Origin of the sequence: Actinoallomurus bryophytorum, from assembly GCF_006716425.1 — a bacterium.
Taxonomy (GTDB): domain Bacteria; phylum Actinomycetota; class Actinomycetes; order Streptosporangiales; family Streptosporangiaceae; genus Actinoallomurus; species Actinoallomurus bryophytorum.
The window spans coordinates 4,509,595-4,534,820 of sequence record NZ_VFOZ01000001.1 but is presented as its reverse complement, the minus strand read 5'-3'; the positions used below and the strand labels follow the sequence as shown (position 1 = coordinate 4,534,820).

The following is a 25,226-nucleotide window of genomic DNA, read 5'->3' as shown; positions in this document are numbered from 1 at the left end:
AGTTCATGCCGCTCCTCGGTGCCCGCCGATGGTGGGCGGTCGGCGCGCTGGTGCTCGCGGTGCTGGCCGTCGGCTTCGACGTGACGATCCTCAGCCTCGCGCTGCCGGCCCTGGCCACCGGCCTGCACGCCTCCACCTCCGAGCTCCAGTGGTTCGTCGCCGCCTACACGCTGGTGTTCGCCGCCGCGATGATCCCGGGCGGCATGCTCGGCGACCGGTTCGGCCGCAAGAAAATGCTGCTCATCGCCCTGGTCGTCTTCGGCGCCAGTTCCCTCGCCGCCGCGTACGCTCCGTCGGCGGGTGCGTTCGTCGCCGCGCGTGCGGTGCTCGGGCTCGGCGGTGCCGTGATCCTGCCGATGGTGCTCGGGGTGGTTCCCACGCTGTTCGCGGCGGAGGAGCGGCGGCGGGCCATCGCGACCGTGATGGCCGCCACGATGCTCGGGTACCCGGTCGGGCCCATCCTCGGCGGTTGGCTGCTCGGCCACTTCTGGTGGGGTTCGGTCTTCCTCATCAACGTGCCCGTGGTGGTCCTCGCCCTGGCCGCGACCGTCGCGTGGCTGCCGGAGTCGCGCGACGCGCACCCGCGCCGGATCGACGTACCCGGCATCGCGACCTCCAGCGCCGGCCTCGCCGCCCTCACCTACGGCGTGATCCAGGCAGGCCAGTACGGCTGGGGAGACCCGACCGCCGCAGGCCCGCTCCTGGGCGGCGCGGCGGCGGTCGCCTGCTTCGGGGTCTGGGAGCGTCACGCCCGTGAGCCGCTGGTCGACCCCACGCTGTTCCGCTCGGCGCCGTTCACCGTGGGCACGCTGCTGAGCACGGCGGTGAGCTTCGCGATGTTCGGCGTGCTCTTCGCGGTGCCGCAGTACTTCCAGGCGATCCTCGGCGCCGACGCGATGGGCGGCGGCGTGCGGCTGCTTCCGATGATCGGCGGAATGCTGGCCGGCGCCGTGGTCGCCGACCGGGTCGCGGTACGTGCGGGCGCGCGTGGCGCGGCCTGTCTCGGGTTCGCGCTCATGGCGGCCGGCATGTTCGCCGGCGCCACGACCTCGGCGGGCAGCGGATACGGGCTCGCCGCCGCGTGGATCACGGTCGCGGGACTCGGGCTGGGATTCGTGATGCCGGTCGCGATGGACGCGGCCATCGGCACGCTGGGCGAGGAGTCCAGTGGTGTCGGGTCCGCGCTCATCCAGGCCGTGCGCATGGTCGGCGGCAGCTTCGGGGCGGCGATCCTCGGTTCGGTCCTCAACGCCGGCTACCGCGGGCACGTCGACCTCGGCGGACTGCCGCCCGCCGCGGCGCACGCCGTACGCGAGGGCGTCTACGGCGGACTCGCCGTCGCGCATGACGCGGGATCGGCGGCGCTGGCCGGCTCCGTGCGCGCCGCGTACGTACACGGCATGGACGCGCTGCTCGTCGTGTGCGCCGGGCTCGGGGTGCTCGGCGCACTGCTCGCCCTCCTCCTGCCGGCTCGGCCCGAGGTTGGGACCATTGGGTCCGAGCGGCCAGAATCAGAGCATGAGGCAGCTGTCTGAGGACGACCGGCCCGGACTCCGGGAGCGGAAGAAGGCCAGGACCAGGGCCTCCATCCAGGAGCACGCGGTGCGCCTGTTCCGTGCCCAGGGCTATGACGACACCACGGTCGAGCAGATCGCCGAGGCGGCCGAGGTCTCCCCCAGCACGGTCTTCCGCTACTTCCCGACCAAGGAGGACCTGGTCACCTCCGATGAGTACGACCCGATGCTGATCGCCGCCTTCCGCGCGCAGCCATCCGGGCTGGGGCCGGTCCCGGTGCTGCGGGGCGCCCTGCGCGAGATCTTCGCCGGTATGTCCGCCGCCGAGCTCGCCCTGCAGCGCGAACGCATCCTGCTCACCCTGTCCGTGCCCGCACTCTGGGGCGCCAACCTGGCCAACCTCATCGAGACGCTGCGGATGCTGACCGAGCTGGTGGCCACGCGTCAGGGCCGCCCCAGGGACGACATCGCGGTCCGCACGTTCAGCGGCGCGGTGTTCGGCGTCATGGTGGAGGTGATGTTCCGCTGGGCCCAGGAGCCGGACATGGACATCCCGGCCGAACTCGACCGCTCGCTCGCCCAGCTCGAGACCGGCCTGCCGCTGCGCGAGGACTGACCTCGACCTTGTCTTCCTCGTCTGACCGTTCCCTCAGAAGCCGCCGGTCCCGTTGGGTGTGCCCAGTCCGGTGGGGCCGTCGTAACCGGTCCCGGCCGTGCACAGGTACGTGCCGCCGCAGCTGCCGTTCGAGCCGGACGTGACGTCGAAGAGCGAGGACGTGTGGGCGTACGGGTAGGAGCCGTACGTCGTGCTGCCGGTGTTGCCCGCCAGCGCGTACACGCTCGCGACGATCGGCGAGGACGCGCTCGTGCCGCCGACGGCGGCCCAGCCGTCCAGGCCCTGGACGAGGCCGAGTGAGATCAGCAGGTCACAGAACGAGCTGGTCCCGCAGTTGTTGTAGGTGTCGTACACGGCGACACCGGTGGCCGGATCGGCGACCGCCGAGACGTCCGCGACCGTCCGCTTGGCGCAGCCGGTGTCGTGCTGCCACGACGGCTTCGGCTCGTACGCCGAGCAGCCCGAGCCCGCCCCTGACCAGGCGGTCTCGGTCCAGCCGCGGGTGTTGGACGCCTTCTTCAGCGTCGTACCGCCCACCGCCGTGACGTACTGGGAGGAGGCCGGCCAGCTGACGCCGTAGCCGGAGTCGCCGGAGCTGGCCGTCACCTCGACACCGGCGTGGTCGAAGTGAGCGTCCGCGGCGAGGATGGTCGAGTCCTCCGCGCCTCCGTAGCTGTTCGAGATCGCCACGACGCCGCTCGTGGCGGCGGCGGTGTCCACGGCCGTGCCGAGCGGCTCGGTGTCGGGGGTGTTCGCCTCGACGAGCAGGATGTGGCAGTCAGGGCAGATCGCCGAGACCATGTCCAGGTCGAGACTGATCTCCTCGGCCCAGCCGTAGTCCGGCGCGGGAAGCGGCGACGCCTGGCCGTTCTGGTTGACCTTCTTGAAACAGCCGTTCGCGGTCGTACACGGCGGCAACCCGAACTGGGAGCGGTAGACGGCCAGGTCGGACTCTGCCCTGGGGTTGTCCTGCGCGTCGACGATCGCGACCGTACGGCCGTCGCCGTGCAGGCCGGACAGCTTGTACGCCGACTGGAGGTCGGCCGGCAGCAGGCCGGTGGGGCTGGTGACGGTGAGCGGGGCGATCTTTCCGTTGCTCGCGCGGTGCGCGCGGATCCGGCCGAAGCAGTGCAACCGCCCCGCGCTCGTCGCCGAGGCGCACCCGAACCCGACGCTGAGCGGTGCCGCACCGACCGCGGCGCCGGCGGAGGGGGCGGACGCCAGGGAGAAGACCATTGTGAGGAGAGCGGCAAGGACGATCGCGGATCTTTGGCGGGGGTTCAATCCGGCCTCCTGGGGCGAACTGGATCTTTATCCCGAACGCGGCGAACACGCGTCGTCGCGGCACGGTCACATCGCCATAAATCACCCTGACAACACACGCAACGCGAAACTAACTCATACAGCCAGGCGGTCAACCATCTGGCCGGAACCGGTAACAGAGCCCCCCGAACACAGCGGGCGGGCGGCGGTGGTCAGCGGGAGCCGCGGGTGAACAGGCCGGTGAGGCGCTCGGCGAGGAGGAACGGGTCCTCGCCGCCCAGGCGGGCCAGCCGACGCATGACAGCCGGGGAGATCCGCGACATCGCGTACGCGCCCCAGGCCCCGGCGGTCACCGGCACCAGCGGGCGGTCGCGTTCGATGGCGTGGATGATGGCCTTCGCCGCGGCCTCCGGGCCGGGGGCCAGGCGGGCCGCGAGGCGTTCGGTCAGCTCACGGCGTTTCGTCTCCTCCGCCGCGTCCGCTCCCGCGTAACGCGTCGCGCGGTAGATGCCGGTGGCGATGAAGCCCGGGCAGACGACGCTCACGCCGACGCCCGTACCGGAGAGCTCCGCGCGCAGGCTCTCGCTGAGCATGAGCACGCCGGCCTTGGTGGCCCCGTACGCCGGCAGCATCCGGCTGGGCGTGTACGCCGCGGCCGAGGCGACGTTGACGATGTGCCCGCGTCCGCGGCCGGCCATCTGCGGGCCGAAGAACAGGCATCCGTGCACGACGCCCATGAGGTTGACGTCGACGATCTGCCGCCAGTCCGCGATCGAGTGGTCGAAGAACGATCCGCCGACGGCGATGCCGGCGTTGTTGACCAGGATGGCCGGCGCTCCGTGCTCGTCGCGCACCCAGGCCGCGAAGTGTTCCATCGCGGCGGCGTCGCCCACGTCGACGGCGTACGGTATGCCCGCCTCGCCGGCCCGCTCCGCGTCGAGGTCGGCGCAGATCACGGTCAGGCCGCGCGCGCCCAGGGCCAGCGCGGTCGCCCGCCCGATCCCGCTCGCCGCTCCGGTAACGACCGCCACGACTGTCACGCCCTCGATCGTACCGAGAAAGCGATATTCCCTATTTAACCGGTTGACTTTGTTGGATTTGTTGCGGAACATGAGCGCGTGAGTACAGGTCAGTTCCTCGTGATGCGCCTGCACGTCGACCTCCGACGGCAGGCCAGCGCACTCTGTGCGCCGACCGCCTGAGTCCCCCGCAGCCAAAGCCATCGGCTCCTCCGGAGCGACCGGCCACCTCGCACATCGAAACTCACGCTCAAAGGGTCCTTTCTCCATGTCCTCACCTGCCCTCGATCTGGGGCCGGCCCGGCGGACCGCTCGCCCGAGCCGGATCCGCGTTCCCCGAACGGCCGGCTTGCTCCGGCTCATCAGCCCGCTCGTCCTTCTCCTCCTCTGGCAGGCCGCCAGCTCCACCGGACTGCTGCCCGAACGGCTCATCGCCGCGCCGGTGAAGATCGCTCGTACGGCGGTAGACCTGACCAGAGCCGGGACGCTCCCGGACGCGATCGCCGTCTCACTGCAGCGCGTCGTCGAGGGTTTCGCGATCGGTGCCGTGGCGGCGATCGTCCTCGCGCTCGCCGCCGGGCTCAGCCGACTCGGTGAGAACGCCATCGACCCGCCCATGCAGATGCTGCGCGCGCTCCCGTTCTACGGGCTGATCCCGCTGTTCATCCTCTGGTTCGGGATCGGCGAGACGCCCAAGGTGGCCCTGGTCGCCCTCGGGGTCGCGTTCCCGCTCTACCTCAACACGTTCGCCGGTATCCGGGGCGTGGACGGCAGGCTCGTCGAGGCCGGCCGGACGCTGCGGCTCGGCCCTACCGCGCTCATCCGGCACGTGATCCTGCCGGGCGCGCTCCCCCAGACACTGGTCGGGCTGCGGCAGAGCCTCGGGGTCGCCTGGCTCGCGCTCATCGTCGCCGAGCAGGTCAACGCCGACTCCGGACTCGGCTGGATGATCAACGACGCCCGTGAGTTCATGCGCACCGACGTGATCGTGGTCGGCCTGATCGTCTACAGCGCGCTCGGGCTGCTCACCGACGCCCTCGTACGTCTCATCGAGAGAAGGGCACTGGCATGGCGACGAGCCTTCCAACCCGCGTGACCGCGCCGGTGGCCGGTGTCGCCACCACGGTCGCGAGCACGCGTGGCCTGAGCCGCGCCTTCGACGGCCGGAGCATCCTCGACGGTCTCGACCTCGACATCGAGCGGGGAGAGTTCGTGGCGCTGCTCGGCCGCAGCGGCTCGGGCAAGTCCACTCTGCTGCGCGCGCTCGCCGGCCTCGACCGGGGCACCACCGGGGACCTGACCGTACGCGGCACGGTCTCGGTGGCCTTCCAGGAGCCGCGCCTGCTGCCCTGGAAACGCGTGATCGACAACATCGCCCTGGGGCTGGACGGCAGGGCCTCGAAGGACAAGGCGCGCGCCGCACTGGAGGAGGTCGGCCTCACCCCGCTCGCCGGAGCCTGGCCGCTCACGCTGTCCGGCGGCGAGGCCCAGCGCGCCTCCCTGGCACGCGCCCTCGTACGCGAGCCGGGGCTGCTTTTGCTCGACGAGCCGTTCAGCGCCTTGGACGCGCTGACCCGGATCACCATGCACCGGCTCGTCCTCGACCTGTGGACCCGCCACGCCGACGACGGCGGGCGGCTCAGCGTGCTCCTGGTCACCCACGACGTGGACGAGGCCCTGCTCCTGGCCGACCGTGTCCTCGTCCTCGGCGAGGGCCGCATCGCGTACGAGTCGCGCGTCGAGGCCGAACGGCCACGGCGGCCGGCCGATCTGATCGCCCTGCGCGGCGAGCTGCTACGGCAGCTCGGCGTCGAGGAAGGAAACTCATGAAAAGGCTGCTCCTCCCCGTGCTCGGAGCCCTTGTCGCCCTCGCGGGGTGCGGCGGGTCGGGCAGCGGTGACGCCGCGGCGATCCGCAAGGACGGCTCGGTCGACCTGACGAAGGTGACGCTGCACGTCGGCGACCAGAAGGCCGGGTCACAGGCCCTGCTCCAGGCCGCCGGCGAGCTCAGCGGCGTGAAGTACAAGGTCACCTGGTCGCAGTTCACCTCCGGGCCGCCGCTGCTCGAGGCGGCCAACGCGGGCGCGATCGACATCGGCGCGGTCGGCAACACCCCGCCGATCTTCGCCGCCGCCGCCGGATCGAAGATCAAGATCGTCGCGGCGGGCGACCAGAACCTCGCGGCGCAGGCCATCCTCGTCCCCAAGACCTCCGCGATCCATTCGATCCAGGACCTCAAGGGCAAGAAGATCGCGCTGGCGAAGGGGAGCTCGGCGCACGCGCTCCTGTTGGGCGTGCTGAAGAAGGCCGGGCTCACCTTCGGCGACATCCAGCCGCAGTACCTCCAGCCCGCGGACGCGCTGTCGGCCTTCAGCTCCGGCCGGGTGGACGCCTGGTCCATCTGGGATCCCTACACCGCGCAGGCCCAGGCGCAGACCGGCGCCCGCACCCTGGTCTACGGCAACGGCTTCGGCACCAACTACCAGTTCAACGTCGCCGCGGCCAAGGCGTTGAAGGACAAGGCGAAGGTCGCGGCGATCCGCGACTACCTGACCCGGCTGGACCGCGCCACGGTCTGGGCCGCGACCCACCAGGACCAGTGGGCCAAGACGTGGTCCGCGCAGATCGGGCTGCCGCTTCCCGTCGCCCAGGTCGCCGCGCACCGGCGCGTCACCAAGCCGGTCCAGCTCGACGACACCGTCATCACCGGTGAGCAGCAGCTCGCCGACGCGTTCTCCGACGCCAAGCTCATCCCCGGCCGCCTGAAGATCGGCGACTTCGTCGACCGGCGCTTCAACGACACCGTTCCCGGAGGCTCGTCATGACGAAGTTCCACTGGTTCCTGCCCACGAGCGGTGACGGCCGCAACCTCGTCGGCGGCGGTCACGGGGCCGCCCGGCGCGGGGTGCAGCGCCCGCCGGACATCGAGTACCTGGCGCAGATCGCGCGGTCGGCCGAACAACTCGGCTTCGAGGGCGTCCTCACCCCCACCGGCACACAGTGCGAGGACGCCTGGCTGACCACGGCCGCGCTGACCCGCGAGACCGAGCGCCTGAAGTTCCTCGTCGCCTTCCGTCCCGGCGCGCTGTCCCCGACGCTGGCCGCGCAGATGGCCGCGACGTACCAGCGGCTCTCGCGCGGCCGGCTGCTGCTCAACATCGTCACCGGCGGCGAGCGCACCGAGCAGGCGCGCTTCGGGGACCATCTGTCCCACGACGAGCGCTACGCGCGTACCGATGAGTTCCTGTCCATCGTGCGCGGCGCCTGGAGTGGGGAGCCGTACGACTTCAAGGGTGACCACTACCAGGTCGAGGGCGCGACCGTCTCGGCGGCGCCGGACCCGATCCCCGAGCTGTACTTCGGCGGCTCCTCTCCCGCGGCGGGCCCGGTGGCGGCCAGGCACGTGAACGTCTACCTGACCTGGGGCGAGCCGCCCCAGCAGGTCAAGCAGAAGATCGAGTGGATCCGCGGGCTGGCCGAGGAGCAGGGACGGCGGCTGCGGTTCGGCATCCGGCTGCACGTCGTGACCCGCGACACGGCCAAGGAGGCCTGGGTCGCGGCGGACCGCCTGCTCGACGACCTGGACCCGGCCGAGATCGCCGCCGCCCAGGAGGGCCTGGCCCGCAGCGAGTCGGTGGGCCAGAAGCGGATGCGGGCCCTGCACGAGGACTTCCGCACCGGCGGGTCCGCCCATGACCTAGAGATCTACCCCAATCTCTGGGCCGGAGTGGGCCTCGTACGCGGAGGCGCGGGTACCGCGCTCGTCGGCAGCCATGGCCAGGTTGCCGAGCGCATCGCGGAGTACGCCTCGCTCGGCATCGAGGAGTTCGTCCTGTCGGGGTACCCGCACCTGGAGGAGGCGTACTGGTTCGGCGAGGGCGTGCTGCCCGAGCTGAACCGCCTCGGCCTGCGCGAGGACGCCGCGTGAGCGCCCCGTCGAAGGCCGGCACCACCACCCGCCACGGCACGCGCGTCGTCGTCCTCGTGGGCAACCCGCGCCCGGCCTCACGTACGCACGCGGTCGCCGCCCAGGCCGCACAGGCGCTCGCGCCCGGCATCACGCCCGAGATCATCGACCTGACCGCGCTGGCTCCCGTACTGCTCGGCCCGCACGCCTCGGTGGCGCTGGAGGACGCCGTCGAACGCGTCACGTCGGCCGACCTCCTGGTGGTCGCGAGCCCGACGTACAAGGGCACCTACACGGGTCTGCTGAAGGCGTTCCTCGACCGGGTGCCCTCGCTCGGCGGCGTCACTGCGCTGCCGCTGCTCGTGATGGGCTCGCCCCGGCACGCGCTCGCGGTCGAGGTGCACCTGCGCCCGCTCCTCGTCGAGCTCGGCGCGACCGTGCCCACGCCGGGGCTCGCCGTGGTCGAGTCCGAGCTGGGGCGGATCGAGGAGATCCTGGCCGAGTGGGCGGCGGCCGTACGACTACCGGAAACGGCAGGCGGTCGATGAACACCCGAGTGACGCAGAAGCCGATCGTGGACGCGAACCGGTTCCGGCTCGCACTGGGCCGGCACGCCTCCGGCGTGGCCGTGATCACCGGGCCGGGCCCGGTGGGACTGACCGCGACGTCGCTGACCTCGGTCAGCCTGGACCCCCCGCTCGTGTCGTTCTGCGTCGACCGCGCGTCCACGACCTGGCCGGACCTGCGGCAGGCGCCGGTCTTCGGCGTCAACGTGCTCGCCGGCGACCAGGCGGCGACCGCGTCGCGTTTCGCCGTGCGCGGCATCGATCGTTTCGGGTCGCCCACCCGTTGGCGAACGGGCCCGTACGGGGTGCCGATCCTCGGCGGAATCACCGTTCACCTGCTGTGCGAGCCCTACGACACCATCGCGTTGGGTGATCATTGGCTCGTGGTCGGAATCGTGATTGGTACTGAGCTGGGTACGTCCGGTGGGCCGCTCCTATACCATCAGGGCCGGTACGGCGGGTTCGACCCGCATCCCGACTGAGCCTGACGAAATCGGTATGGGTGAAGGCATCGTCACGCTGAGTTCATGGCCTTATGCTGTATGTGCCTGCCGATCGCCGCGCGGGGTGGAGCCTATGGAGAGCTGGTTCGCCGAACGATCCGTCGGCAAGATGCTGCCCGGAGACCATGCGTGGTTCTCCTACTCCAGTCGTGAGGAGCAGGAGCACGTCGTGGGCACCTTCCTCCGCGACGGGCTGATGACCGCGGACAAGGTCATCTACATCACCGATGCCGATCCGCGGGATCTGCCGGGCCTGCGGACCACCCGCGAGCTCAATCCCGAGACCTACCTGCGCACGGGGCAGCTCGCGATCCTTCCGCGCGCGGAGGCATGCCTGACCGCCGGGGTCTTCGATCCCGCGCGGATGGTCGCCTCTCTGGAAGACGTGCTGGCCCGTGCCGAACGGGACCGGTTCCGCGGAGTCCGTGTGACGGCGGACATGACCTGGGCGATCCGGCAGCGGAGCGGCCGAGACCGAGTGCTGGACTGCGAGGCCGGGTTAGACGCGGCCATCGCACCCAGCACCACGGCGATGGCGATATGCCAGATCGACCGGCGCTCCTGCACACGCGACGAGCTCACCGCACTCAAGGAGACACACGAGGTTCTCGTGGGCGCCGATCCAGACTTCGACGATGGAGTCCTGACCATAACCCGCACGTTCTCGCCACGCGGCCTGCATCTCAAGGGCGAGCTGGACGGCGCGCGGCACACCGTGTTCGCCGAGGCCCTGCATGCCGTGACGGCGCTGGGCGGCGACATTCACCTCAATGTCCGTGACCTGAGGTTCATCGACCTGGGCGCGCTGAGCATGATGGCCGGCGCGGCGATGCGCATGGCCGCGCACGGCAGCCTGATACTCGACGATCCCTCACCCGACCTCACCGAGGTCGTACAGCTCGTCGGAGGGCCGATGCTCCCCTGGCTGAAGATCGGCAACGGTGAGGCGTCGTGACGATGTCCCCCCACAGCGACTCCCCCCACACCAGGCTCGTCCACCGGGCCATGCTCCACTCCGGCGACGAGTCCTATCTCGCGGCGGCGATACCGTTCCTGGTCGAGGGGCTCGAGGCCGGCGAGGCCGTACTCGCCGTCATCCCGGCCGCCACCGAGGTCAGGCTCCGCCACGCGCTGGGCGCTCGCGCCGACGCCCTGGAGTTCCGCGACGCCGCCCACTGGTACTCCCATCCGACGCGCACCATCGCCGCCTACAGCTCCTTCATCGACGACCATCCCGCGACGCGCATCCGCGCGCTGGCCGAGCCCGGCTGGAAGGCCCGCACGCCCGCCGAGATCGCCGAATGGACCCGGTACGAGTCGATCGTCAACCAGGCGTTCGCCGACGTGGACGCGGCCGTGCTGTGCATGTACGACCGGCGCCTGATCGCGCCGGACGTCCTCGACGGCGTGCTGCACACCCACCCCGAGCTGGTCGGCGGCGCCGGCCCGCACGTCAACGACGCCTACCGCGATCCTCACGCGGTCTACGCCGAGGTCGACCGCCCTCCGCTGCCCCCGGTCCCGCCGGACGCACGCGCGATGCCGGTCGACAGCATCGACCTGTGCGCACTACGGGCCTTCGTCGGCGGCCACGCCGAGGACCACGGCATCACGTCGGCCCGCCTGCACGATCTGCTCGTCGCCACCACCGAGGTCGCCACCAACGCGATCCGGCACGGCCTCCCCCCGGTCACCTGCCGCACCTGGGCCGACGGCGGCGACCTGGTGGTCGACGTGACGGACGGCGGCCACTGGCGGCCGGAGGGCCTGCCGGGCTTCCTGCCTCCGGACCCCCTGGTACGCGCGGGCTTCGGCCTGTGGGGCGTCCGCATGCTGTGCCCGCTGGTCCAACTCCGCACCGGCCCGACCGGCACCGACATCCGCCTGCGCGTCCCACCCCGTTAGGGCGTGTCGTTCTTTTTGGGGACTACGCCTCTATCTGGTGTGCATCCCGGCCGGGATGCCGATCCTGTGGGCACTGGCCGATCCCAAGCTCGGTGAACGGGAGGTGCTGGACGCGATGCTCACCGTCGATGCCGACCTGGTGCGCGAGCGGCCAGGCCTGTTGCTGATCAGCGACAAGGGCTCACATCCAAGTCCTTCGAACGGTCACTGTCCACACCGGGCATCACGCTCCTGCGGCCCTCCCGCAAGGACGAGATCAGGCGAGCCGGCGAACCGATACTCAAAAAGGTCCGCCAGCTCATCGAATCGGTGAACGACACCCTCAAAGGCCAGCTCGACCTGGAACAACACGGTGCACGCACCGTCGAGGGCGTCGCCGTACTTGTCGCGCAACGCGTGCCGGCACCGGCCGCCGCGATCTGGCACAACTTCCAGACCGGCCAAGCGATCACCCGCTCACTGACCGCCTACGATCACTGACCACATTCGGAAAGACTCGTCTAGCCCGGATCGAGCGACACGAACAAACAGAACCCGGCCCCGAACACGAGGATCAGCCTGCTCTGCCAACCATGGCCTGAAAACGAGGACTAACTACTCAGACCACTTAGTTCTCGTTTTCGGCGAGCCTGATCATCCGATCCTTGCTCGCGTGGAACAGTTCGGCAAAGCTCGGGTACTCCTCGGCCTCCCCGTATTTGGGCGCGAACTCGTAGGCGCTCCACTCGCCGTCCGGGTGAATCGTGGTGGGATCGAGCAGCCACAAATCCTCACCGCTGGTGATCACCAAGGCACGCCGGAACAGCGCGAGCAGCTCATTGGGCTCGCTGTCCTCCTGCTCCACCTCGGCGTAGACGCCGATCAGGTCCTCACCCATGCCGGTGTTGCGCAGCCAGTCAATCTCGGCGCAAGGACTGACCTCATCGACCCACCCGCCGACCCCCTGCCAGCCGTCGGTGACGGTCAGGAAGGCCCGCAGGCTGGGCGGGAACCGGATGCCCAGGCGCTGCTCGGTGGCCGCGATGGTTCGCACGTCCACGGGCGCGGCACCCAGCCAGTGGCTCTCGATCTGCTCGGCGGTCAGGCGTGGGCGTACGTACTCGTTCGCGGTCCGCACATACACCCCGCCGTACTCGACCAGATAGGCACGCCAGTCCTCAGCGGTGCGCGGCGCATCCCCAACAGACATGTCCGTCACATCAGCGTTCCTCTCCTCCGAGAAGTTCCACGCGTCATTCTGGACCAGCGGCCACCACGGCACCCGCATCGGCGCGCGACACCGGGGAATCCACCCCCGAAGGACTTACGACTCAGACCACTAAGGCGTGTGGTCGTCCGGAGGATCCAGGGCGAAGCCGTGCAGGAGGAGGTCGGCCACCTAGGCCCCGATGAGCTCCGGAGCGGTGCCGAGGCTCCGGGCGAACCTCAGTGCGATCCGGAGGGTGCCGGCGATGGCCTGGGGCAGCAGTTCCGGCGGCAGGTCGGATCGCAGGCGGCCCTGCCGCCGTCCTCGCCGTACGAGCCGCGAGGACCGCCTGTTGCATGGCTCTGGCCTGGGGCGGAGTGGAAGGGCGCCGGACGTCCGACGGCAGGGGTTGCAGGTCGGTTCCGACGGACAGCAGCGGATAGCGCTGGGCGATGGCGGCCCTTTCGATGATGAGAGTGCGCAGTGCGCCCCACGGGATCCAGGTCGTCTCCCAGCGGATCGGGGATGACCTGCTGGGCCTCGGCCGCGGCGGCCTCGAAGATCGCACGGCGTAGTGCCTCGCGGTCGTGGTAGCGGCGGTAGACGGTGAGCCTCGCCACGCCCGCCTCGTCGGCGATGCGCTGCATCGTGGCCTTGGGGTCCTCGGCCAGGCCTCGTGCCGCCGCCTCGAGGATGAGCCGGTCGTTGCGCAGGGCGTCGGAGATCGCCACCCGCGACGGCGCGGATTAGTGTCCGGCGGCCTTGACCTGGCCAGACAAGGCTGAAGAGGTTCTCCAAGTCCTTCGCACCGTGGGCGCAGGGGTGCCGGTCAGGATGAGGCGACGGCGCGCTCTGGGGCCAAGCGCCAGGCGCGCCTCGACGGTGCCTGACGCGCGTCGGTCGCCGACCTCGCGTACACCCCGCCGCCAAAGGCCGACGTGATCAGAGCGCGCCGCCGGGCACCTCCGGCGCACCCGTACCGCACTCACCGAGGCTCCGCGCGAACGTGAGCCAACACCGGCCCACACCCGCGCGGGTGGGTTCACGCGTGCAGGCGGGCGGCGAGGGCGCGGAAGGCCTTGCCTCGGTGGCTGATGGCGTCCTTTTCGTCCGGCGACAGCTCCGCCGTCGTACGGGTCTCGTCGTCCGGGACGAAGATCGGGTCGTAGCCGAAGCCGTTGGTGCCCCGGCGTTCGCCGATGACGTGGCCCGTCAGGTGGCCCTCGACCGCGTCTTCCTCCCCCGACGGCCACGCGATGGCGGCCACGCACACGAAGCGGGCGCCCCGGTGCTCCGGCGCGACGTCGGACAGCTGGCCGAGCAGCAGGTCGAGGTTGGCCTCGTCGTCGCCGTGCCGGCCCGACCAGCGGGCCGAGAAGATCCCGGGCATTCCCCCCAGCGCGTCGACGCACAGGCCGGAGTCGTCGGCGACCGCGGGCAGGCCGGTGTGCGCGGCGATCGCGCGGGCCTTGAGCAGCGCGTTGCCCTCGAAGGTCAGCTCGGTCTCCGGGACGTCCGGAGCGTCGGGGAACTCCTCCAGGCCGACCACGTCGATATCGTCCAGGATCCGGCGGAGTTCGACGATCTTGCCCTGGTTACGGGTGGCAAGGACGATCTTCACGAGCCCAGGGCCTCCTGCTGGATCCGTGTGAGGTCGGCGCAGCCGCCGGCCGCCAGGTCGAGCAGCGCGTCGAGCTCGGCACGGTCGAACGGCTGGCCCTCGGCGGTGCCCTGCACCTCGACGAAACGGCCGTCGCCGGTGCACACGACGTTCATGTCGGTCTCGGCCGCGACGTCCTCCTCGTAGCACAGGTCGAGCCGGGGCTCCCCGTCCACGATGCCCACGCTCACGGCGGCGACCGAGCCGACCAGCGGGCTGGTCTTGATCATCTTGCGGTCGCGCATCCAGGAGATCGCGTCGGCCAGGGCGACGTACGCGCCGGTGATCGCGGCGGTACGCGTGCCGCCGTCGGCCTCCAGGACGTCGCAGTCGAGCAGGATGGTGTTCTCGCCCAGGGCCTTGTAGTCGACGCAGGCCCGCAGGGACCGGCCGACGAGCCGCGAGATCTCGTGCGTACGGCCACCGATCTTGCCTCGGACCGACTCACGGTCGTTCCGGGTGGTCGTCGCCCGCGGCAGCATGGCGTACTCGGCGGTGACCCAGCCGAGGCCGGAGTCGCGGCGCCATCGCGGCACCGAGCTCTGCACCGTGGCGGCGCACAGGACGCGCGTGCCCCCGAACTCCACGAGGACCGAGCCCTCCGCGTGGGTGAGCCATCCGCGACGGATGGTGACGGGGCGAAGTTGGTCAGCGAGGCGATCATCGGGTCGTGCCATGCCGCCAACCCTATCGAGACCGGACCGCCGCTCGCGGCGGCCCGTCTCACGGTCACTACAGGTCGTACACGGCCCCCTGACAGGCCAGCTCGATCTGGCCCCGGTAACCACTGGCCTTCGCCTCCGCGAGACTGTGGCCGTTGTCGTTCCAAGGCACGAGATGGGTGAGTACGAGCCGTTTCGCGTCCGCCCGCGCGGCATGCTCGCCCGCCTGCCGTGCGGTGAGGTGCAGGCCGCCCGGCAGGCCCGGACGCTCCAGCAACGACGCCTCGGCCAGTAGCAGGTCGACGCCGTCCGCGAGATCGACCAGAGCGTCACACGCACCGGTGTCCCCGGAGTAGGCGAACGCCACTCCGCCCTGTTCGACGCGGAAGCCGTACGCCTCGACGGGATGGTCCATGGACGCGGCCGTCACGGTGAACGGCCCGAGTTCGAAGGTGCCCGGGGCGAGGGTACGGAAATCGAACGCTTCCGACATGCCGGGCTCGGGATCGAGGTCGTACGCGCGTGCCATCCGCGCGGCGACACCGGTCGGCCCGTATACCGGAATGCGCGGTTTCAGCCCATCTGGGGCGTATCGGCGTGCGACCCAATAACCACAGAGATCTAGGCAGTGATCCGCATGCAAATGAGTAAAAAGGATCGCATCGATGTCATAGAGGCCGATATGGCGTTGCAGTGCACCAAGGGCCCCGCTACCGAGGTCGAGCAGCAGCGAGAAGCCGCCCGACTGGACGAGATAGCAGGACGCCGGGCTGTCCGGTCCAGGAAAACTCCCCGAACAGCCGATCACCGTTATCCGCACGGGCCGGCCTCCTCACGTCATCCAAGGGCGGGACAGGCCGAACCATGCCGAATGGACATGCGGCACGGCATTCATCGGCCGTCGCCGATGGCCGACAGCGTGGGCACACCCTTGTCTTTGTGCGTCATCCACCTGGACCGACGCTCCCCTCTCCAGTGTCCCGCGGAGGAGTTCTCATGCCGAGAACGAAATTTCCACGGGGGCTGATTCGACAAGCCCGATCTCCGGGCCGAGGAAGCGGCGGCCGAGTGCGCCGAACGGCGCGGGATCCCCTGTCGCGAGAAACCGATGACGCGGTTCCGGGGAGCCCTCGGCGCGGGCCAGGCGGCGGTCCTGCAGCACTCGATACACATCCTTGGCGGTCTCATCGGCACTCGATACCAGCGTTACCCCGTCTCCGGCGACATAGGAGATGACGCCGGTAAGCAAGGGGTAATGCGTGCATCCGAGGATGAGCGCGTCACAGTCCGCGTCGAGAATCGGCTCCAAATACTCCCGTGTGACGTCGAGAAGTTCGTCGCCCATAGTGATGCCCCGCTCCACAAACTCCACAAAACGCGGACATGCGACGCTTGTCAGTGTCACATGAGGCGCAGCAGCGAAAGCATCGTCATATGCGCGGCTCGTCACCGTCGCACGAGTCGCGACCAATCCCACCTTTCCCGTGGTCGTCGCGCTCACCGCCGCGCGCACGGCGGGCTGGATGACTTCGACGACCGGGACCCGGTATCGCTCACGCGCGTCGCGCAGCACCGCCGAGCTCGCGCTGTTGCAGGCGATCACGAGCATCTTCACGCCTTCTTCGACGAGATGGTCCAGCACCTCGAGGGCGTTCGCGCGTACTTCGGCGATCGGCTTGGGCCCGTACGGGAACCGTGCCGTGTCGGCGACGTACAGCAACGGCTCGTTGGGCAGCTGGTCGAGGATCGCGCGGGCGACCGTGAGCCCGCCGACCCCGCTGTCGAAAATCCCGATCGAAGCGTCAGACATGACCACACAGGCTAGAGAACACATGAGGGAACGCCGCCCCAATGCGCTGCATGTCACACGGGTATTTCCACGGGCCGGAGGTCCCGCGTGCGCCCTTAGCGGCGATTACGTCCTGAACGGGCGATCTGGCGGCTCTGGGCGACGAGCTTCCCCGCGGAGTCCCAGACCTCGACCTCCTCGTCGAACCATCCGTCGCTGACGAGGCGGCCGGACGCGTGCAGGGCCAGCCATCCGGGCGCGGGGACGGCCCGCATCTGCCAGGTCAGCTCGACGGTGGGCGACCAGCCGGACGGCCCGAGGTTGAGCACGACGGGCGGCAGCGCGTCAACGGCGAGGGCGAGCAGTATCCCGTCCGGCTCGTACGGCCGGCGCAGGCGGAAGTAGGAGCGCATCTCCGGCCGTCCACTGGGCTGCCCGTCGAGCCAGCCCATCGTGGCCCCGTCATAACGCATGTCGACCTGTGCCGCGAAGCCGGACAGGCCCTGATGGGTGTACGTGACGCACTCGTCGAGCGGCGGGAGATCGTCGACGGTCGCCGAGTAGAGCGGCTCGGCGCCGCCGTCGAGAGTGCCGCTGGTGATGAGGGCCTCGACGAGAGGCTGGTCATCCTGGATGAGCGTGACACGCGCCACATCGGCCGTACGCCCGGACTTGCGCGTCTCGACGTGGATCCCGGCGGGCCCCGGGCGCGCCACCCGCAGGAAGTTCGTGCTGGTGGAGATCGGGTGCGGGCGGCCGGCCGCGTCCAGCGCGGCACGCGTCAGCACGGCCATCAGGTAGCCACCGTTGAGTGCCTGCTCGAACCCGTACTCGGCGTCGAGCTCGGCGGAGTAACGGCCCTCGCCGATGCGCTGGACCGCTGTGGCCTGGTCGAAGCTGCCCACGTTCGCACCCACCCCAGAATATTAGAACCCAATTCGGTACGAACCTTACCGTCCCGGCCGTCGGGCCGGCATCAGGCCTCCGCCTGCGCGGCCACCGCCTCACGCAGGGCGTCATAGCCCACTCCGAGGTTGACCATGACGTCGTGGGCCATGCCCTCTCCGAGGGTGAACAGGCCCAGGGCGAGATGCCCGGTGCCCACACTTTCGGTGCCCGCACGCAGCGCCTCGCGCAGCGAGTGGCGCAGTGCGGTCAGGGCCAGGCGGGTGAAGGGGGTCTCGTCGGGGAGCGGGTCGCCGGCCGGGATGCCCACACGCCCGTCGATGGCGGCACGCAGGGTCGCGGGGCCGGCGCCGCAGGCGGCCAGCGCGCGGGTCGCCGGGTCCTCTTCGCGCGCGGCGAGGGCGAGGAGAAGGTGTTCGGTGCCCAGGTAGGTCTTGCGGCGGCGGCGCGCCTCCTCGCGGGCCTCGCCGACCGTCTCGCGCAGACCGTCGGTCGCCCGATCCCAGAAGCCGGGCCGGTCGGCGCCCCCCTCGCTGGGGATGAACCTCTTCTGCACCGCCTGCCGGGTCACCCCCAGCCGCGTTCCGATGTCGGCCCAGGAGACGCCCTCACGGCGGGCCTCGTCGACGTAGAAGCCGACGAGGTTCTCCCCGAGCTCGTTGACCCGGGTCGCCAGGTCGACGGCCCGGGTGAGCCGGTCGAGAACGGGCGCCGTCTCCAGGCCCGTACGCACCTGCTCGATCAACACGTCCAGAGTCAGTGTGGAATCACCCATGTAGGCAACTTTAAGTTGCCCTCTCGTATAAGGCAACCCCAAGTTGCCTAGGCCCAGAGCTGTCCCTCGAGACGCTTCTCCGCCTCGCCGAGCGTCCCGTCGTACGCGCCCGTCGAGAGGTACTTCCAGCCGCCGTCCGCCACGATGAAGGCGATGTCGGCGCGCTCGCCCGCCTTGACCGCCTTGGCCGCCATGCCGAGCGCCGCGTGCAGTGCGCAGCCCGTCGAGACGCCGGCGAAGATGCCCTCCTCCGCGAGCAGCTCGCGGGTGCGCCGCAGGGCGTCCTCGGACGTCACCGAGAACCTCGTCGTCAGCACCGACTCGTCGTACAGCTCCGGGATGAAGCCCTCGTCGATGTTGCGCAGGCCGTACACCAGCTCGCCATAGCGCGGCTCGGCCGCCACGATCGCGACGTCCGGCACCCGCTCGCGCAGGAACCGCCCGACGCCCATGAGCGTGCCGGTGGTGCCCAGCCCGGCGACGAAATGCGTGATCGAGGGGAGGTCCTCCAGCAGCTCGGGGCCGGTCGACTCATAATGGGAGCGCGCGTTGGCCTCGTTGCCGTACTGGTAGAGCATCACCCAGTCGGGGTGCTCGGCGGCCAGCCCCTTGGCGACGCGTACGGCCTCGTTGGAGCCCCCCGCCGCCGGCGACGGGATGATCTCGGCGCCCCACATCTTCAGCAGCTGGGTGCGTTCGGCCGAGGTGTTCTCCGGCATCACGCAGATCATCTTGTAGCCGCGCAGCCGGGCGACCATGGCGAGTGAGATGCCGGTGTTGCCGGACGTGGGCTCCAGGATCGTGCAGCCCGGCGTCAGCAGGCCTTCCTTCTCCGCCTTGTTGATCATCCAGAACGCCGGCCGGTCCTTGACCGAACCGGTGGGGTTGCGGTCCTCCAGCTTGGCCCACAGGCGTACGTCGGCCGCCGGGGACAGCCGCGGCAGGCCGACCAGCGGTGTGCGGCCGAGCGAGTCGAGCAGCGAGTCGAACCGCACGTCAGCCGCCCGCGACGGCGGGCAGCACCGTGACGGTGTCACCGTCGGACACCTGAGTGTCCAGCCCGCCCAGGAAACGCACGTCCTCGTCGTTGAGGTAGACGTTCACGAACCGGCGCAGACCCTTGTCGTCGACCAGCCGCTCGCGCAGACCCGGGTGGCGGGCCTCCAGGTCGGCGATGAGCTCGTCGAGGGTGGCCCCGCCGGCTTCGACCGCCTTCGCGCCGTCGGTGTAGTTACGCAGAATGGTCGGGATGCGAACCTCGATCGCCATGGCGATGTGTCTCCTTCGTCGTACGGACCCCGGCTACCGCCCAGGCCAACGCGGCGGGCCGTTCGGGGATTCCAGGCTGAGGGACGAGCCTTAGGGCGTGTCTGACAAACCCTCGTCCGGCTGCGCGACGTCCAGGCGGCGCCTCGCCGCGTTGTCGTCGGTCGCCAGCCAACACCAGGCTGACTCCCTCCTCCGCCTTGCGACGCACCACCTGGACGCCGCCCGCTACGAACAGGATTTGTCAGACACGCCCTAGTGACAGTCGTAGACGATCTCGGCGCGGCTATGGCCGAACAGGAAGTTCTGCACAGGGGCGACGACATGGCCGCGTCCGCGGCGTCCGGCCATCATCGTCGTCACGTCAATCAGTTTACCGAGTCGGAACCCTGGGCCTCCACGATGGTGACCTCCTCCTCGGTCACCTCGCCGTCGACGATCAGGTAGGACCGGAAGTCGGTCGAGCCGGCCTCGCGCGTGGAGACGAGCACGTAGTGCGCGTTCGGCTCGGAGGCGTAGGAGATGTCGGTACGCGAGGGGTACGCCTCGGTCGCCGTGTGGGAGTGGTAGATCACGACCGCCTCCTCGTCGCGGTCGTCCATCTCCCGCCACACCTTGAACTGCTCCATCGAGTCGAACCGGTAGAAAGTGGGCGAGCGCTCGGCGTTCTCCATCGCGATGAACCGCGTCGGCCGGTCCGAGCCGATGGCGCCCGCGACGACACCGCACGCCTCGTCCGGGTGGTCGGCGCGCGCGTGCGCGACGATCTGGTCAACGATGGCCCGCTCGATCGTCAGCATGCGCAAAAGGGTATCCACGCCCCGGCGGGCGTGCCGTCACCAGAGGGCGCGTACGAGGCTCTCCTGCAGGTAGGTCAGCCAGTCGTAGGCCGCGTACCCGGCATTGCGCGGATCGTCCCAGTCGAACGTCCGCATCTGCTCCAGCGTCTCCTCGGTGATGTCCAGGCGGGTGCCGAGCGCCAGCCGCAGATCATTGAGCGCCCGCAGCCAGGCCTGGGCCTGCTCGGCGTCCAGGTAGACCTTGCCGCCCTCGCCGAGCGTCTCCAGCACGGTCTCCGCCGCGGCACGCTTGCCGTCACGCAGGCCCGCCTCGGTGTAGCGGCGGAACTCCGCGGACGCACCGTGGTCCTCGCTGTAGGCGTCGGGGAACAGCCGGGCCAGAACCGGGTCCTCCGGCACCGAGGTGTTGTCGGACAGCTTGAGGTCCGGCATCCCCTCGAACTTCTCGGACTCGGCGACCTCGCCGATCAGGTCGAGGAGCTGGCCGACGAGCAGCCGTACGACCGCAGCCTCCTCCGAACCCATACGCAGGCAGACCCGGCCACCCGAAGCGCTGGTGAAGCCGCCGTTCATCACACGTCCTGCTTGACGGTCGCCCAAAGGCCGTAGGAGTGCAGGATCTCGCAGTCGCGCTCCATCTCCTCGCGGGTGCCGCTGGAGACGACCGCACGACCTTTGTGGTGCACGTCCATCATCAGCTTCTCGGCCTTCTTCTTGGAGTAGCCGAACACGGCCTGGAACACGTACGTCACGTATGACATGAGATTGATGGGATCGTTCCACACGATCGCCACCCACGGACGGTCTGGCCGTACGTCCTCGGCGGCGTCCGGTCGATCGAGCTCGACGGGAGCCGTGGTCACGTTGGTGCCTCCTTAACGGGAGCTCCCCTCAATCATCGTGCACACATTCACCGTAATCTGCCACTCGTGGATCATTCGACGACGGCCCTGCTGACCGACCGCTACGAACTGACCATGGTGCGCGGCGCCCTCGCCAGCGGCACCGCGGCACGCCGCGCGGTCTTCGAGGTGTTCGCCCGCCACCTTCCCGCGGGGCGGCGGTACGGCGTCGTGGCCGGGATCGGTCGCTTCCTCGACGCGCTGGAAGCGTATCGGTTCGACGACCCGGCGCTGGAGTTCCTGATCTCCCACGGCATCGTGGACGAGCCGACGGCCTCGTGGCTGTCGTCGTACCGGTTCTCGGGCGATATCTGGGGATACGGCGAGGGTGACCTCTACTTTCCCGGCTCGCCGATCCTCGTGGTGGAGGCGGGGTTCGCCGACGCGGTGATCCTGGAGACGCTCGCACTGTCGACCCTCAACCACGACACCGCCATCGCCTCGGCCGCGTCCCGCATGGTGCACGCGGCCGCGGGCCGCCCGATCATCGAGATGGGCTCCCGCCGTACCCACGAGATGGCCGGGGTGGCCGCGGCACGCGCGGCGTACCTGGCGGGCTTCACCTCGACCTCGAACCTGGAGGCGGGCCGGACGTACGGCGTGCCGACGGCGGGCACCAGCGCGCACGCGTTCACGCTGCTGCACGACGGCGAGCGGAACGCGTTCCGCGCCCAGCTCGACGCGCTGGGCAAGGAGACGACGCTGCTGGTCGACACGTACGACGTGGCGCGCGCGGTCGCGGTGGCGGTCGAGCTGGCCGGCCCCGGGCTCGGCGCCGTACGGCTCGACAGCGGTGACCTGGCGGAGACGGCGCACGAGGTACGCGCCCAGCTCGACGGCCTGGGCGCCGAGAAGACCCGGATCATCGTGACCGGGGACCTGGATGAGTACGCGATCGCGGGCCTGGCGTCGGCGCCGGTCGACGGGTACGGCGTCGGCACGTCGCTGGTCACCGGGTCGGGTGCGCCGACGGCGGCCCTGGTCTACAAGCTGGTGGCGCGGGCGGAGTCGGAGGACGGCCCGCTACGCCCGGTGGCCAAGCGCTCGGTCGGCAAGCCGAGCCGTGGCGGGCGCAAATGGGGGGTACGGCACCTCGGCGAGGACGGGAAGGCCATCGCGGAAGTGGTCTCCACGAGCGAGCCGGACCCGGGCCCACACGACCGGTCGCTGCTGACACCGCTCGTACGCGACGGCGAGATCATCGGTCGGGAGCCGGTGGCCGCGGCGCGCGCCCGGCACGAGCGCGCCATGGCCGAGCTGCCGCCGCGCGCCTTCCAGCTGTCCCGTGGCGACCCGGCCGTGCCGACCGACTTCCGCTGAGGCCGTCCTTCAGCCGTCCGGTTCGGTGTCGCCGGGGTCGATCCAGATGAGGCGTACGTCACCGTCGCGGCGGACCAGCTTCGGCAGCCGGGCTAATGAGCCGGCGCAGAGCAGGCTCGGCGGCCCGCAGCCGTCCGCGGGCACGTAGGCGACGGCTTGGTCGTCGAGGGCCAGGCCCCAGCCGAGGACGACACCGTCGTCGTGGTCGACGTCGAGCAGGCAGATCGCGAAGCGGCGCGGGGCCGCCTCGGCGGAGAGTTCGGTGAGCTCTTCGAGCAGTCGTTCCTGGATGTGTCCGACGTTTCCTTCGAGCATGACGACTCCGTCCGGTGGGGGTGAACACCTTCGGTGCGATCTGGCTGCGTTTTCCTTGTCGCTGAAAACGATCGCAGCGAAGTGTGGTGATCACAACGCGATCTCCAGGTCGGCCCCGATGATGTTTCCCCGGTCCGCCGGGGTAGCTTCCCTCGTGTGGGGGGATCACTCCCGGGGAGGGGTGCCATGAGCAGCAGAGCATTGATCATCGTGGACGTGCAGAACGACTTCTGCGAAGGAGGCTCGCTCGCGGTGTCGGGCGGAGCCGAGGTCGCGGCCGCGATCTCCTCCTACGTCGCCGCGCATCGCGGGGAGTACGCGCACGTCGTCGCCACCCGCGACTTTCATCTCGACCCCGGCGACCACTTCTCGGATCATCCGGACTATGCCGACTCCTGGCCGCCGCATGGTGTGATCGGCACGCCCGGGGCGGACTTCCATCCCAATCTCGACCTGGCGCCGATCGAGGCGGTGTTCAGCAAGGGCGAGCACGGAGCGGCGTACAGCGGCTTCGAGGGGACGTCCGACGACGGCACTCCGCTGGGTGAGTGGCTGCGCAAACACGAGGTGACCGTGGTCGACGTGGTCGGCATCGCCACCGACCACTGCGTACGGGCGACCGCACTGGACGCCCGCGGCGCCGGCCTGGCCACGCGGGTGCTCCTCGGGATGACGGCCGGTGTGGCGCTCCCGACCACCGAGCGCGCCCTCGCCGAGCTGGGCGACGCGGGGGTACAGCTCAGCGGCGAGCCGCTCGTCGCTCCCTGAGCGCGGCTTCTCCCGGTACGTTGCGTCTCATGCGTAACCCGATATATCTGCTGATGGGTGTCTCCGGCAGCGGGAAGACCACGATCGGCGCGATGCTGGCCGGACGGCTCGGCTGGACGTACGCCGAGGCCGACGACTTCCACCCGCCGGCCAACGTGGAGAAGATGCACGCGGGCATCCCCCTGACCGACGAGGACCGCCGGCCGTGGCTCGAGGCCACCGCGGCGTGGATGAAGGACCAGACCGCCCCGGCCGTGGTGACGTCCTCGGCGCTCAAGCGCAAGTACCGCGACCTGCTCCGCTCGGGGCGGCCGGACCTGCGGCTGGTGTATCTGGAGGGCAGCCACGAGCTGATCGGCAACCGTCTCGCCGCGCGGCATGGGCATTTCTTTCCGAAGCAGCTGCTGGACAGCCAGTTCGCCGACCTGGAGGCGCCGGGCCCCTCGGAGGACCCGCTGGTCGTCTCCATCGACGCGGCGCCGGAGCAGGTCGTTCAGGAGATCATCGATCTGGCCGGTCTGAAGACCTGACCAGGTCCACCCGGATCGTGAGCAGCTCCGTCCCGAGGAGCCGGACGAGCATCCCGCTGGCCCTCGGGAGCCAGTTGAGCCTCTGCCTCGGGTCGTCGTCGGGCATCAGGTGAGCGGTGCCCGTATGCCTCGCCAGGGGCCAGGACCGGGGGGAGCTGTCCGCCGGTGCCGACCTCGATCTCATGGTGGACCAGGTCTACGGCGTGCTGTGGTACCGCCTCCTGATCGGCCACGCTCCGCTCGGCGCCGACCTGGCCACCCGGCTGACCCACTCACTCACCGCCCCCTGGCCACCCGGCTGACCCACTCACCCACCGGCCTGGCAACTTGACGACGCGCTCACTCACCCACCCCTCGCTACCCGGATGACCCACTCACCCCCGGCCCCTGGCACCCCACTCACCCACCAGCCCCTGCCACACGCACCGGAACTGTCGGGGTCATCTGCCAACATCGGTGAATGTTGAGCGTCGGAACGATCGTGATGGGCGCCGCGGACGTACGGCGTGCGGCGGACTTCTGGATCCGGGCCCTGGACTACGTCCCCCGGGATGGCGTGGAGGACGACTGGACCGTGCTCATACCCGCCGACGGCCCCGGTCCGAGACTGGCGCTCGGTCTCAGCACTACGCCGGTGCAGGAGCACCCACGGGTCCACCTTGATCTTTATGCGGGCGATGCGGCGGACCAGGCCGCCGAAGTGGCGCGGCTGATCTCCCTCGGCGCCGAACGAGTCGACTGGGACCTGTATCCGGACGACGCCGACTTCGTCGTGCTCGCCGACACCGAGGGCAACCGCTTCTGCGTCATCGACACCGGCCACCACTGAGTCCGCATGCGGGACGGAGCCCGTGACGTCCACGACACCGCGTACGCGCTCCCAGCCGACCAGCCATCCACACACCCAGCCCGCCGCTACGCATCGTGCCGCTGACGGCGGCCGGCCCGCGACAGGCCACCGAACGCGTCCACGCCCCGGCCACCACCACCCGACAGCGGGCAGGCCCTTACCGCCAGGTCGGCACGACCCCCACCAACCCGCCGCCAGGCATCA

At 70.2% G+C, this 25,226-nt stretch carries 32 protein-coding genes and 1 pseudogene; 17 read left to right on the top strand and 16 right to left on the bottom strand.

Annotated features, from left to right (window positions below; all coding sequences use genetic code 11):
- The first annotated feature begins 5 nt into the window (after nt 1–5).
- On the top strand, nt 6–1,535 hold the full coding sequence (locus tag FB559_RS21475; protein ID WP_221640115.1) for a DHA2 family efflux MFS transporter permease subunit: 1,530 nt from the start codon (nt 6–8) through the stop codon (nt 1,533–1,535).
- Nucleotides 1,519–2,130, top strand: coding sequence for an acyl-CoA-like ligand-binding transcription factor (locus FB559_RS21470; RefSeq protein ID WP_141957298.1), 612 nt, complete (start codon nt 1,519–1,521; stop codon nt 2,128–2,130). Before FB559_RS21475 ends, FB559_RS21470 begins: the two co-directional genes overlap by 17 nt.
- Before the next feature lie 33 nt (nt 2,131–2,163).
- Here FB559_RS21470 and FB559_RS21465 read toward each other — a convergent pair whose 3' ends face one another.
- Both FB559_RS21465 and FB559_RS21460 read right to left on the bottom strand, forming a co-directional pair.
- Nucleotides 2,164–3,414, bottom strand: a complete 1,251-nt coding sequence (locus tag FB559_RS21465) for a S53 family peptidase (RefSeq protein ID WP_221640114.1) — start codon at nt 3,412–3,414, stop codon at nt 2,164–2,166.
- 191 nt (nt 3,415–3,605) lie between these two features.
- Nucleotides 3,606–4,433: an SDR family NAD(P)-dependent oxidoreductase gene (locus FB559_RS21460; protein WP_185792329.1), complete on the bottom strand. Its 828-nt coding sequence runs from the start codon at nt 4,431–4,433 to the stop codon at nt 3,606–3,608.
- 78 nt (nt 4,434–4,511) lie between these two features.
- Between FB559_RS21460 and FB559_RS46770 the strand changes: the two genes are divergently transcribed.
- The 10 genes and pseudogenes from FB559_RS46770 to FB559_RS46765 form a co-directional block, all read left to right on the top strand.
- Nucleotides 4,512–4,595, top strand: coding sequence for a putative leader peptide (locus FB559_RS46770; RefSeq protein WP_141961837.1), 84 nt, complete (start codon nt 4,512–4,514; stop codon nt 4,593–4,595).
- Between the two features lie 85 nt (nt 4,596–4,680).
- On the top strand, nt 4,681–5,508 hold the full coding sequence (locus FB559_RS21450) for an ABC transporter permease (protein WP_141957296.1): 828 nt from the start codon (nt 4,681–4,683) through the stop codon (nt 5,506–5,508).
- The gene (locus FB559_RS21445) at nt 5,481–6,242 is read left to right on the top strand and encodes an ABC transporter ATP-binding protein (protein WP_141957295.1); all 762 of its coding nucleotides are present in this window, start codon (nt 5,481–5,483) and stop codon (nt 6,240–6,242) included. Before FB559_RS21450 ends, FB559_RS21445 begins: the two co-directional genes overlap by 28 nt.
- Nucleotides 6,239–7,237, top strand: a complete 999-nt coding sequence (locus FB559_RS21440) for an ABC transporter substrate-binding protein (protein ID WP_141957294.1) — start codon at nt 6,239–6,241, stop codon at nt 7,235–7,237. Before FB559_RS21445 ends, FB559_RS21440 begins: the two co-directional genes overlap by 4 nt.
- Nucleotides 7,234–8,340 (top strand): LLM class flavin-dependent oxidoreductase, encoded by a 1,107-nt coding sequence (locus tag FB559_RS21435; RefSeq protein ID WP_141957293.1) that lies wholly within the window; start codon nt 7,234–7,236, stop codon nt 8,338–8,340. The genes FB559_RS21440 and FB559_RS21435 overlap by 4 nt, the downstream gene beginning before the upstream one ends.
- A complete protein-coding gene (locus FB559_RS21430; protein ID WP_141957292.1) occupies nt 8,337–8,867 on the top strand; it encodes an NADPH-dependent FMN reductase in 531 nt (176 codons plus the stop codon). Before FB559_RS21435 ends, FB559_RS21430 begins: the two co-directional genes overlap by 4 nt.
- Nucleotides 8,864–9,367, top strand: a complete 504-nt coding sequence (locus FB559_RS21425) for a flavin reductase family protein (protein ID WP_141957291.1) — start codon at nt 8,864–8,866, stop codon at nt 9,365–9,367. Before FB559_RS21430 ends, FB559_RS21425 begins: the two co-directional genes overlap by 4 nt.
- A gap of 94 nt (nt 9,368–9,461) precedes the next feature.
- A complete protein-coding gene (locus FB559_RS21420; RefSeq protein WP_185792328.1) occupies nt 9,462–10,343 on the top strand; it encodes an MEDS domain-containing protein in 882 nt (293 codons plus the stop codon).
- Nucleotides 10,344–10,345: 2 nt separating this feature from the next.
- Complete coding sequence (locus tag FB559_RS21415; RefSeq protein WP_246122530.1) at nt 10,346–11,293, top strand: sensor histidine kinase; 948 nt, start codon at nt 10,346–10,348, stop codon at nt 11,291–11,293.
- Nucleotides 11,202–11,773 (top strand): annotated as a pseudogene (locus FB559_RS46765) (IS982 family transposase); the annotation flags it as partial. The gene FB559_RS21415 and the pseudogene FB559_RS46765, both read left to right, overlap by 92 nt.
- 127 nt (nt 11,774–11,900) lie before the next feature.
- Here FB559_RS46765 and FB559_RS21405 read toward each other — a convergent pair.
- The 13 genes from FB559_RS21405 to clpS form a co-directional block, all read right to left on the bottom strand.
- Nucleotides 11,901–12,560 carry an SMI1/KNR4 family protein gene (locus FB559_RS21405; RefSeq protein WP_221640112.1) on the bottom strand — a complete coding sequence of 220 codons (660 nt, stop codon included), beginning with the start codon at nt 12,558–12,560 and terminating at the stop codon, nt 11,901–11,903.
- Between the two features lie 158 nt (nt 12,561–12,718).
- Complete coding sequence (locus FB559_RS21400) at nt 12,719–13,210, bottom strand: TetR/AcrR family transcriptional regulator (protein WP_141957288.1); 492 nt, start codon at nt 13,208–13,210, stop codon at nt 12,719–12,721.
- Nucleotides 13,211–13,521: 311 nt separating this feature from the next.
- Nucleotides 13,522–14,100: an RdgB/HAM1 family non-canonical purine NTP pyrophosphatase gene (rdgB, locus tag FB559_RS21395; protein ID WP_141957287.1), complete on the bottom strand. Its 579-nt coding sequence runs from the start codon at nt 14,098–14,100 to the stop codon at nt 13,522–13,524.
- The gene (rph, locus tag FB559_RS21390; protein WP_141957286.1) at nt 14,097–14,816 is read right to left on the bottom strand and encodes a ribonuclease PH; all 720 of its coding nucleotides are present in this window, start codon (nt 14,814–14,816) and stop codon (nt 14,097–14,099) included. Before rph ends, rdgB begins: the two co-directional genes overlap by 4 nt.
- Before the next feature lie 55 nt (nt 14,817–14,871).
- Complete coding sequence (locus tag FB559_RS21385) at nt 14,872–15,621, bottom strand: MBL fold metallo-hydrolase (RefSeq protein ID WP_141957285.1); 750 nt, start codon at nt 15,619–15,621, stop codon at nt 14,872–14,874.
- A 174-nt stretch (nt 15,622–15,795) separates the two neighbouring features.
- The gene (gene murI, locus FB559_RS21380) at nt 15,796–16,611 is read right to left on the bottom strand and encodes a glutamate racemase (RefSeq protein ID WP_141957284.1); all 816 of its coding nucleotides are present in this window, start codon (nt 16,609–16,611) and stop codon (nt 15,796–15,798) included.
- A gap of 95 nt (nt 16,612–16,706) precedes the next feature.
- Nucleotides 16,707–17,507 (bottom strand): thioesterase family protein, encoded by an 801-nt coding sequence (locus FB559_RS21375; RefSeq protein WP_246121860.1) that lies wholly within the window; start codon nt 17,505–17,507, stop codon nt 16,707–16,709.
- Between the two features lie 59 nt (nt 17,508–17,566).
- A complete protein-coding gene (locus tag FB559_RS21370; RefSeq protein WP_141957283.1) occupies nt 17,567–18,271 on the bottom strand; it encodes a Clp protease N-terminal domain-containing protein in 705 nt (234 codons plus the stop codon).
- 47 nt (nt 18,272–18,318) lie between these two features.
- Nucleotides 18,319–19,266: a PLP-dependent cysteine synthase family protein gene (locus tag FB559_RS21365; protein ID WP_141957282.1), complete on the bottom strand. Its 948-nt coding sequence runs from the start codon at nt 19,264–19,266 to the stop codon at nt 18,319–18,321.
- A gap of 1 nt (nt 19,267) precedes the next feature.
- A complete protein-coding gene (locus FB559_RS21360) occupies nt 19,268–19,540 on the bottom strand; it encodes a MoaD/ThiS family protein (protein ID WP_141957281.1) in 273 nt (90 codons plus the stop codon).
- A 365-nt stretch (nt 19,541–19,905) separates the two neighbouring features.
- Nucleotides 19,906–20,337, bottom strand: coding sequence for a M67 family metallopeptidase (locus FB559_RS21355; protein WP_141957280.1), 432 nt, complete (start codon nt 20,335–20,337; stop codon nt 19,906–19,908).
- A 36-nt stretch (nt 20,338–20,373) separates the two neighbouring features.
- A complete protein-coding gene (locus FB559_RS21350; protein WP_141957279.1) occupies nt 20,374–20,910 on the bottom strand; it encodes a DUF2017 domain-containing protein in 537 nt (178 codons plus the stop codon).
- Nucleotides 20,910–21,200 (bottom strand): ATP-dependent Clp protease adapter ClpS, encoded by a 291-nt coding sequence (clpS, locus tag FB559_RS21345; protein ID WP_141957278.1) that lies wholly within the window; start codon nt 21,198–21,200, stop codon nt 20,910–20,912. Before clpS ends, FB559_RS21350 begins: the two co-directional genes overlap by 1 nt.
- Nucleotides 21,201–21,266: 66 nt before the next feature.
- On the opposite strand from clpS, the gene FB559_RS21340 reads away from it, so the two are divergent.
- Nucleotides 21,267–22,559 (top strand): nicotinate phosphoribosyltransferase, encoded by a 1,293-nt coding sequence (locus FB559_RS21340; RefSeq protein WP_425455078.1) that lies wholly within the window; start codon nt 21,267–21,269, stop codon nt 22,557–22,559.
- A 9-nt stretch (nt 22,560–22,568) separates the two neighbouring features.
- On the opposite strand, the gene FB559_RS21335 is transcribed toward FB559_RS21340, so the two are convergent.
- Nucleotides 22,569–22,874, bottom strand: a complete 306-nt coding sequence (locus FB559_RS21335; protein WP_141957276.1) for a hypothetical protein — start codon at nt 22,872–22,874, stop codon at nt 22,569–22,571.
- Nucleotides 22,875–23,060: 186 nt separating this feature from the next.
- On the opposite strand from FB559_RS21335, the gene FB559_RS21330 reads away from it, so the two are divergent.
- From FB559_RS21330 to FB559_RS21310, 4 genes are all read left to right on the top strand, one after another.
- Nucleotides 23,061–23,642, top strand: a complete 582-nt coding sequence (locus FB559_RS21330) for an isochorismatase family protein (RefSeq protein ID WP_141957275.1) — start codon at nt 23,061–23,063, stop codon at nt 23,640–23,642.
- 29 nt (nt 23,643–23,671) lie between these two features.
- Nucleotides 23,672–24,172, top strand: a complete 501-nt coding sequence (locus tag FB559_RS21325) for a gluconokinase (protein ID WP_221640111.1) — start codon at nt 23,672–23,674, stop codon at nt 24,170–24,172.
- A 116-nt stretch (nt 24,173–24,288) separates the two neighbouring features.
- Nucleotides 24,289–24,474: a TetR-like C-terminal domain-containing protein gene (locus tag FB559_RS21315; protein WP_141957273.1), complete on the top strand. Its 186-nt coding sequence runs from the start codon at nt 24,289–24,291 to the stop codon at nt 24,472–24,474.
- Nucleotides 24,475–24,632: 158 nt separating this feature from the next.
- Nucleotides 24,633–25,001, top strand: a complete 369-nt coding sequence (locus tag FB559_RS21310; RefSeq protein WP_141957272.1) for a VOC family protein — start codon at nt 24,633–24,635, stop codon at nt 24,999–25,001.
- The last annotated feature ends 225 nt before the right edge of the window (nt 25,002–25,226 follow it).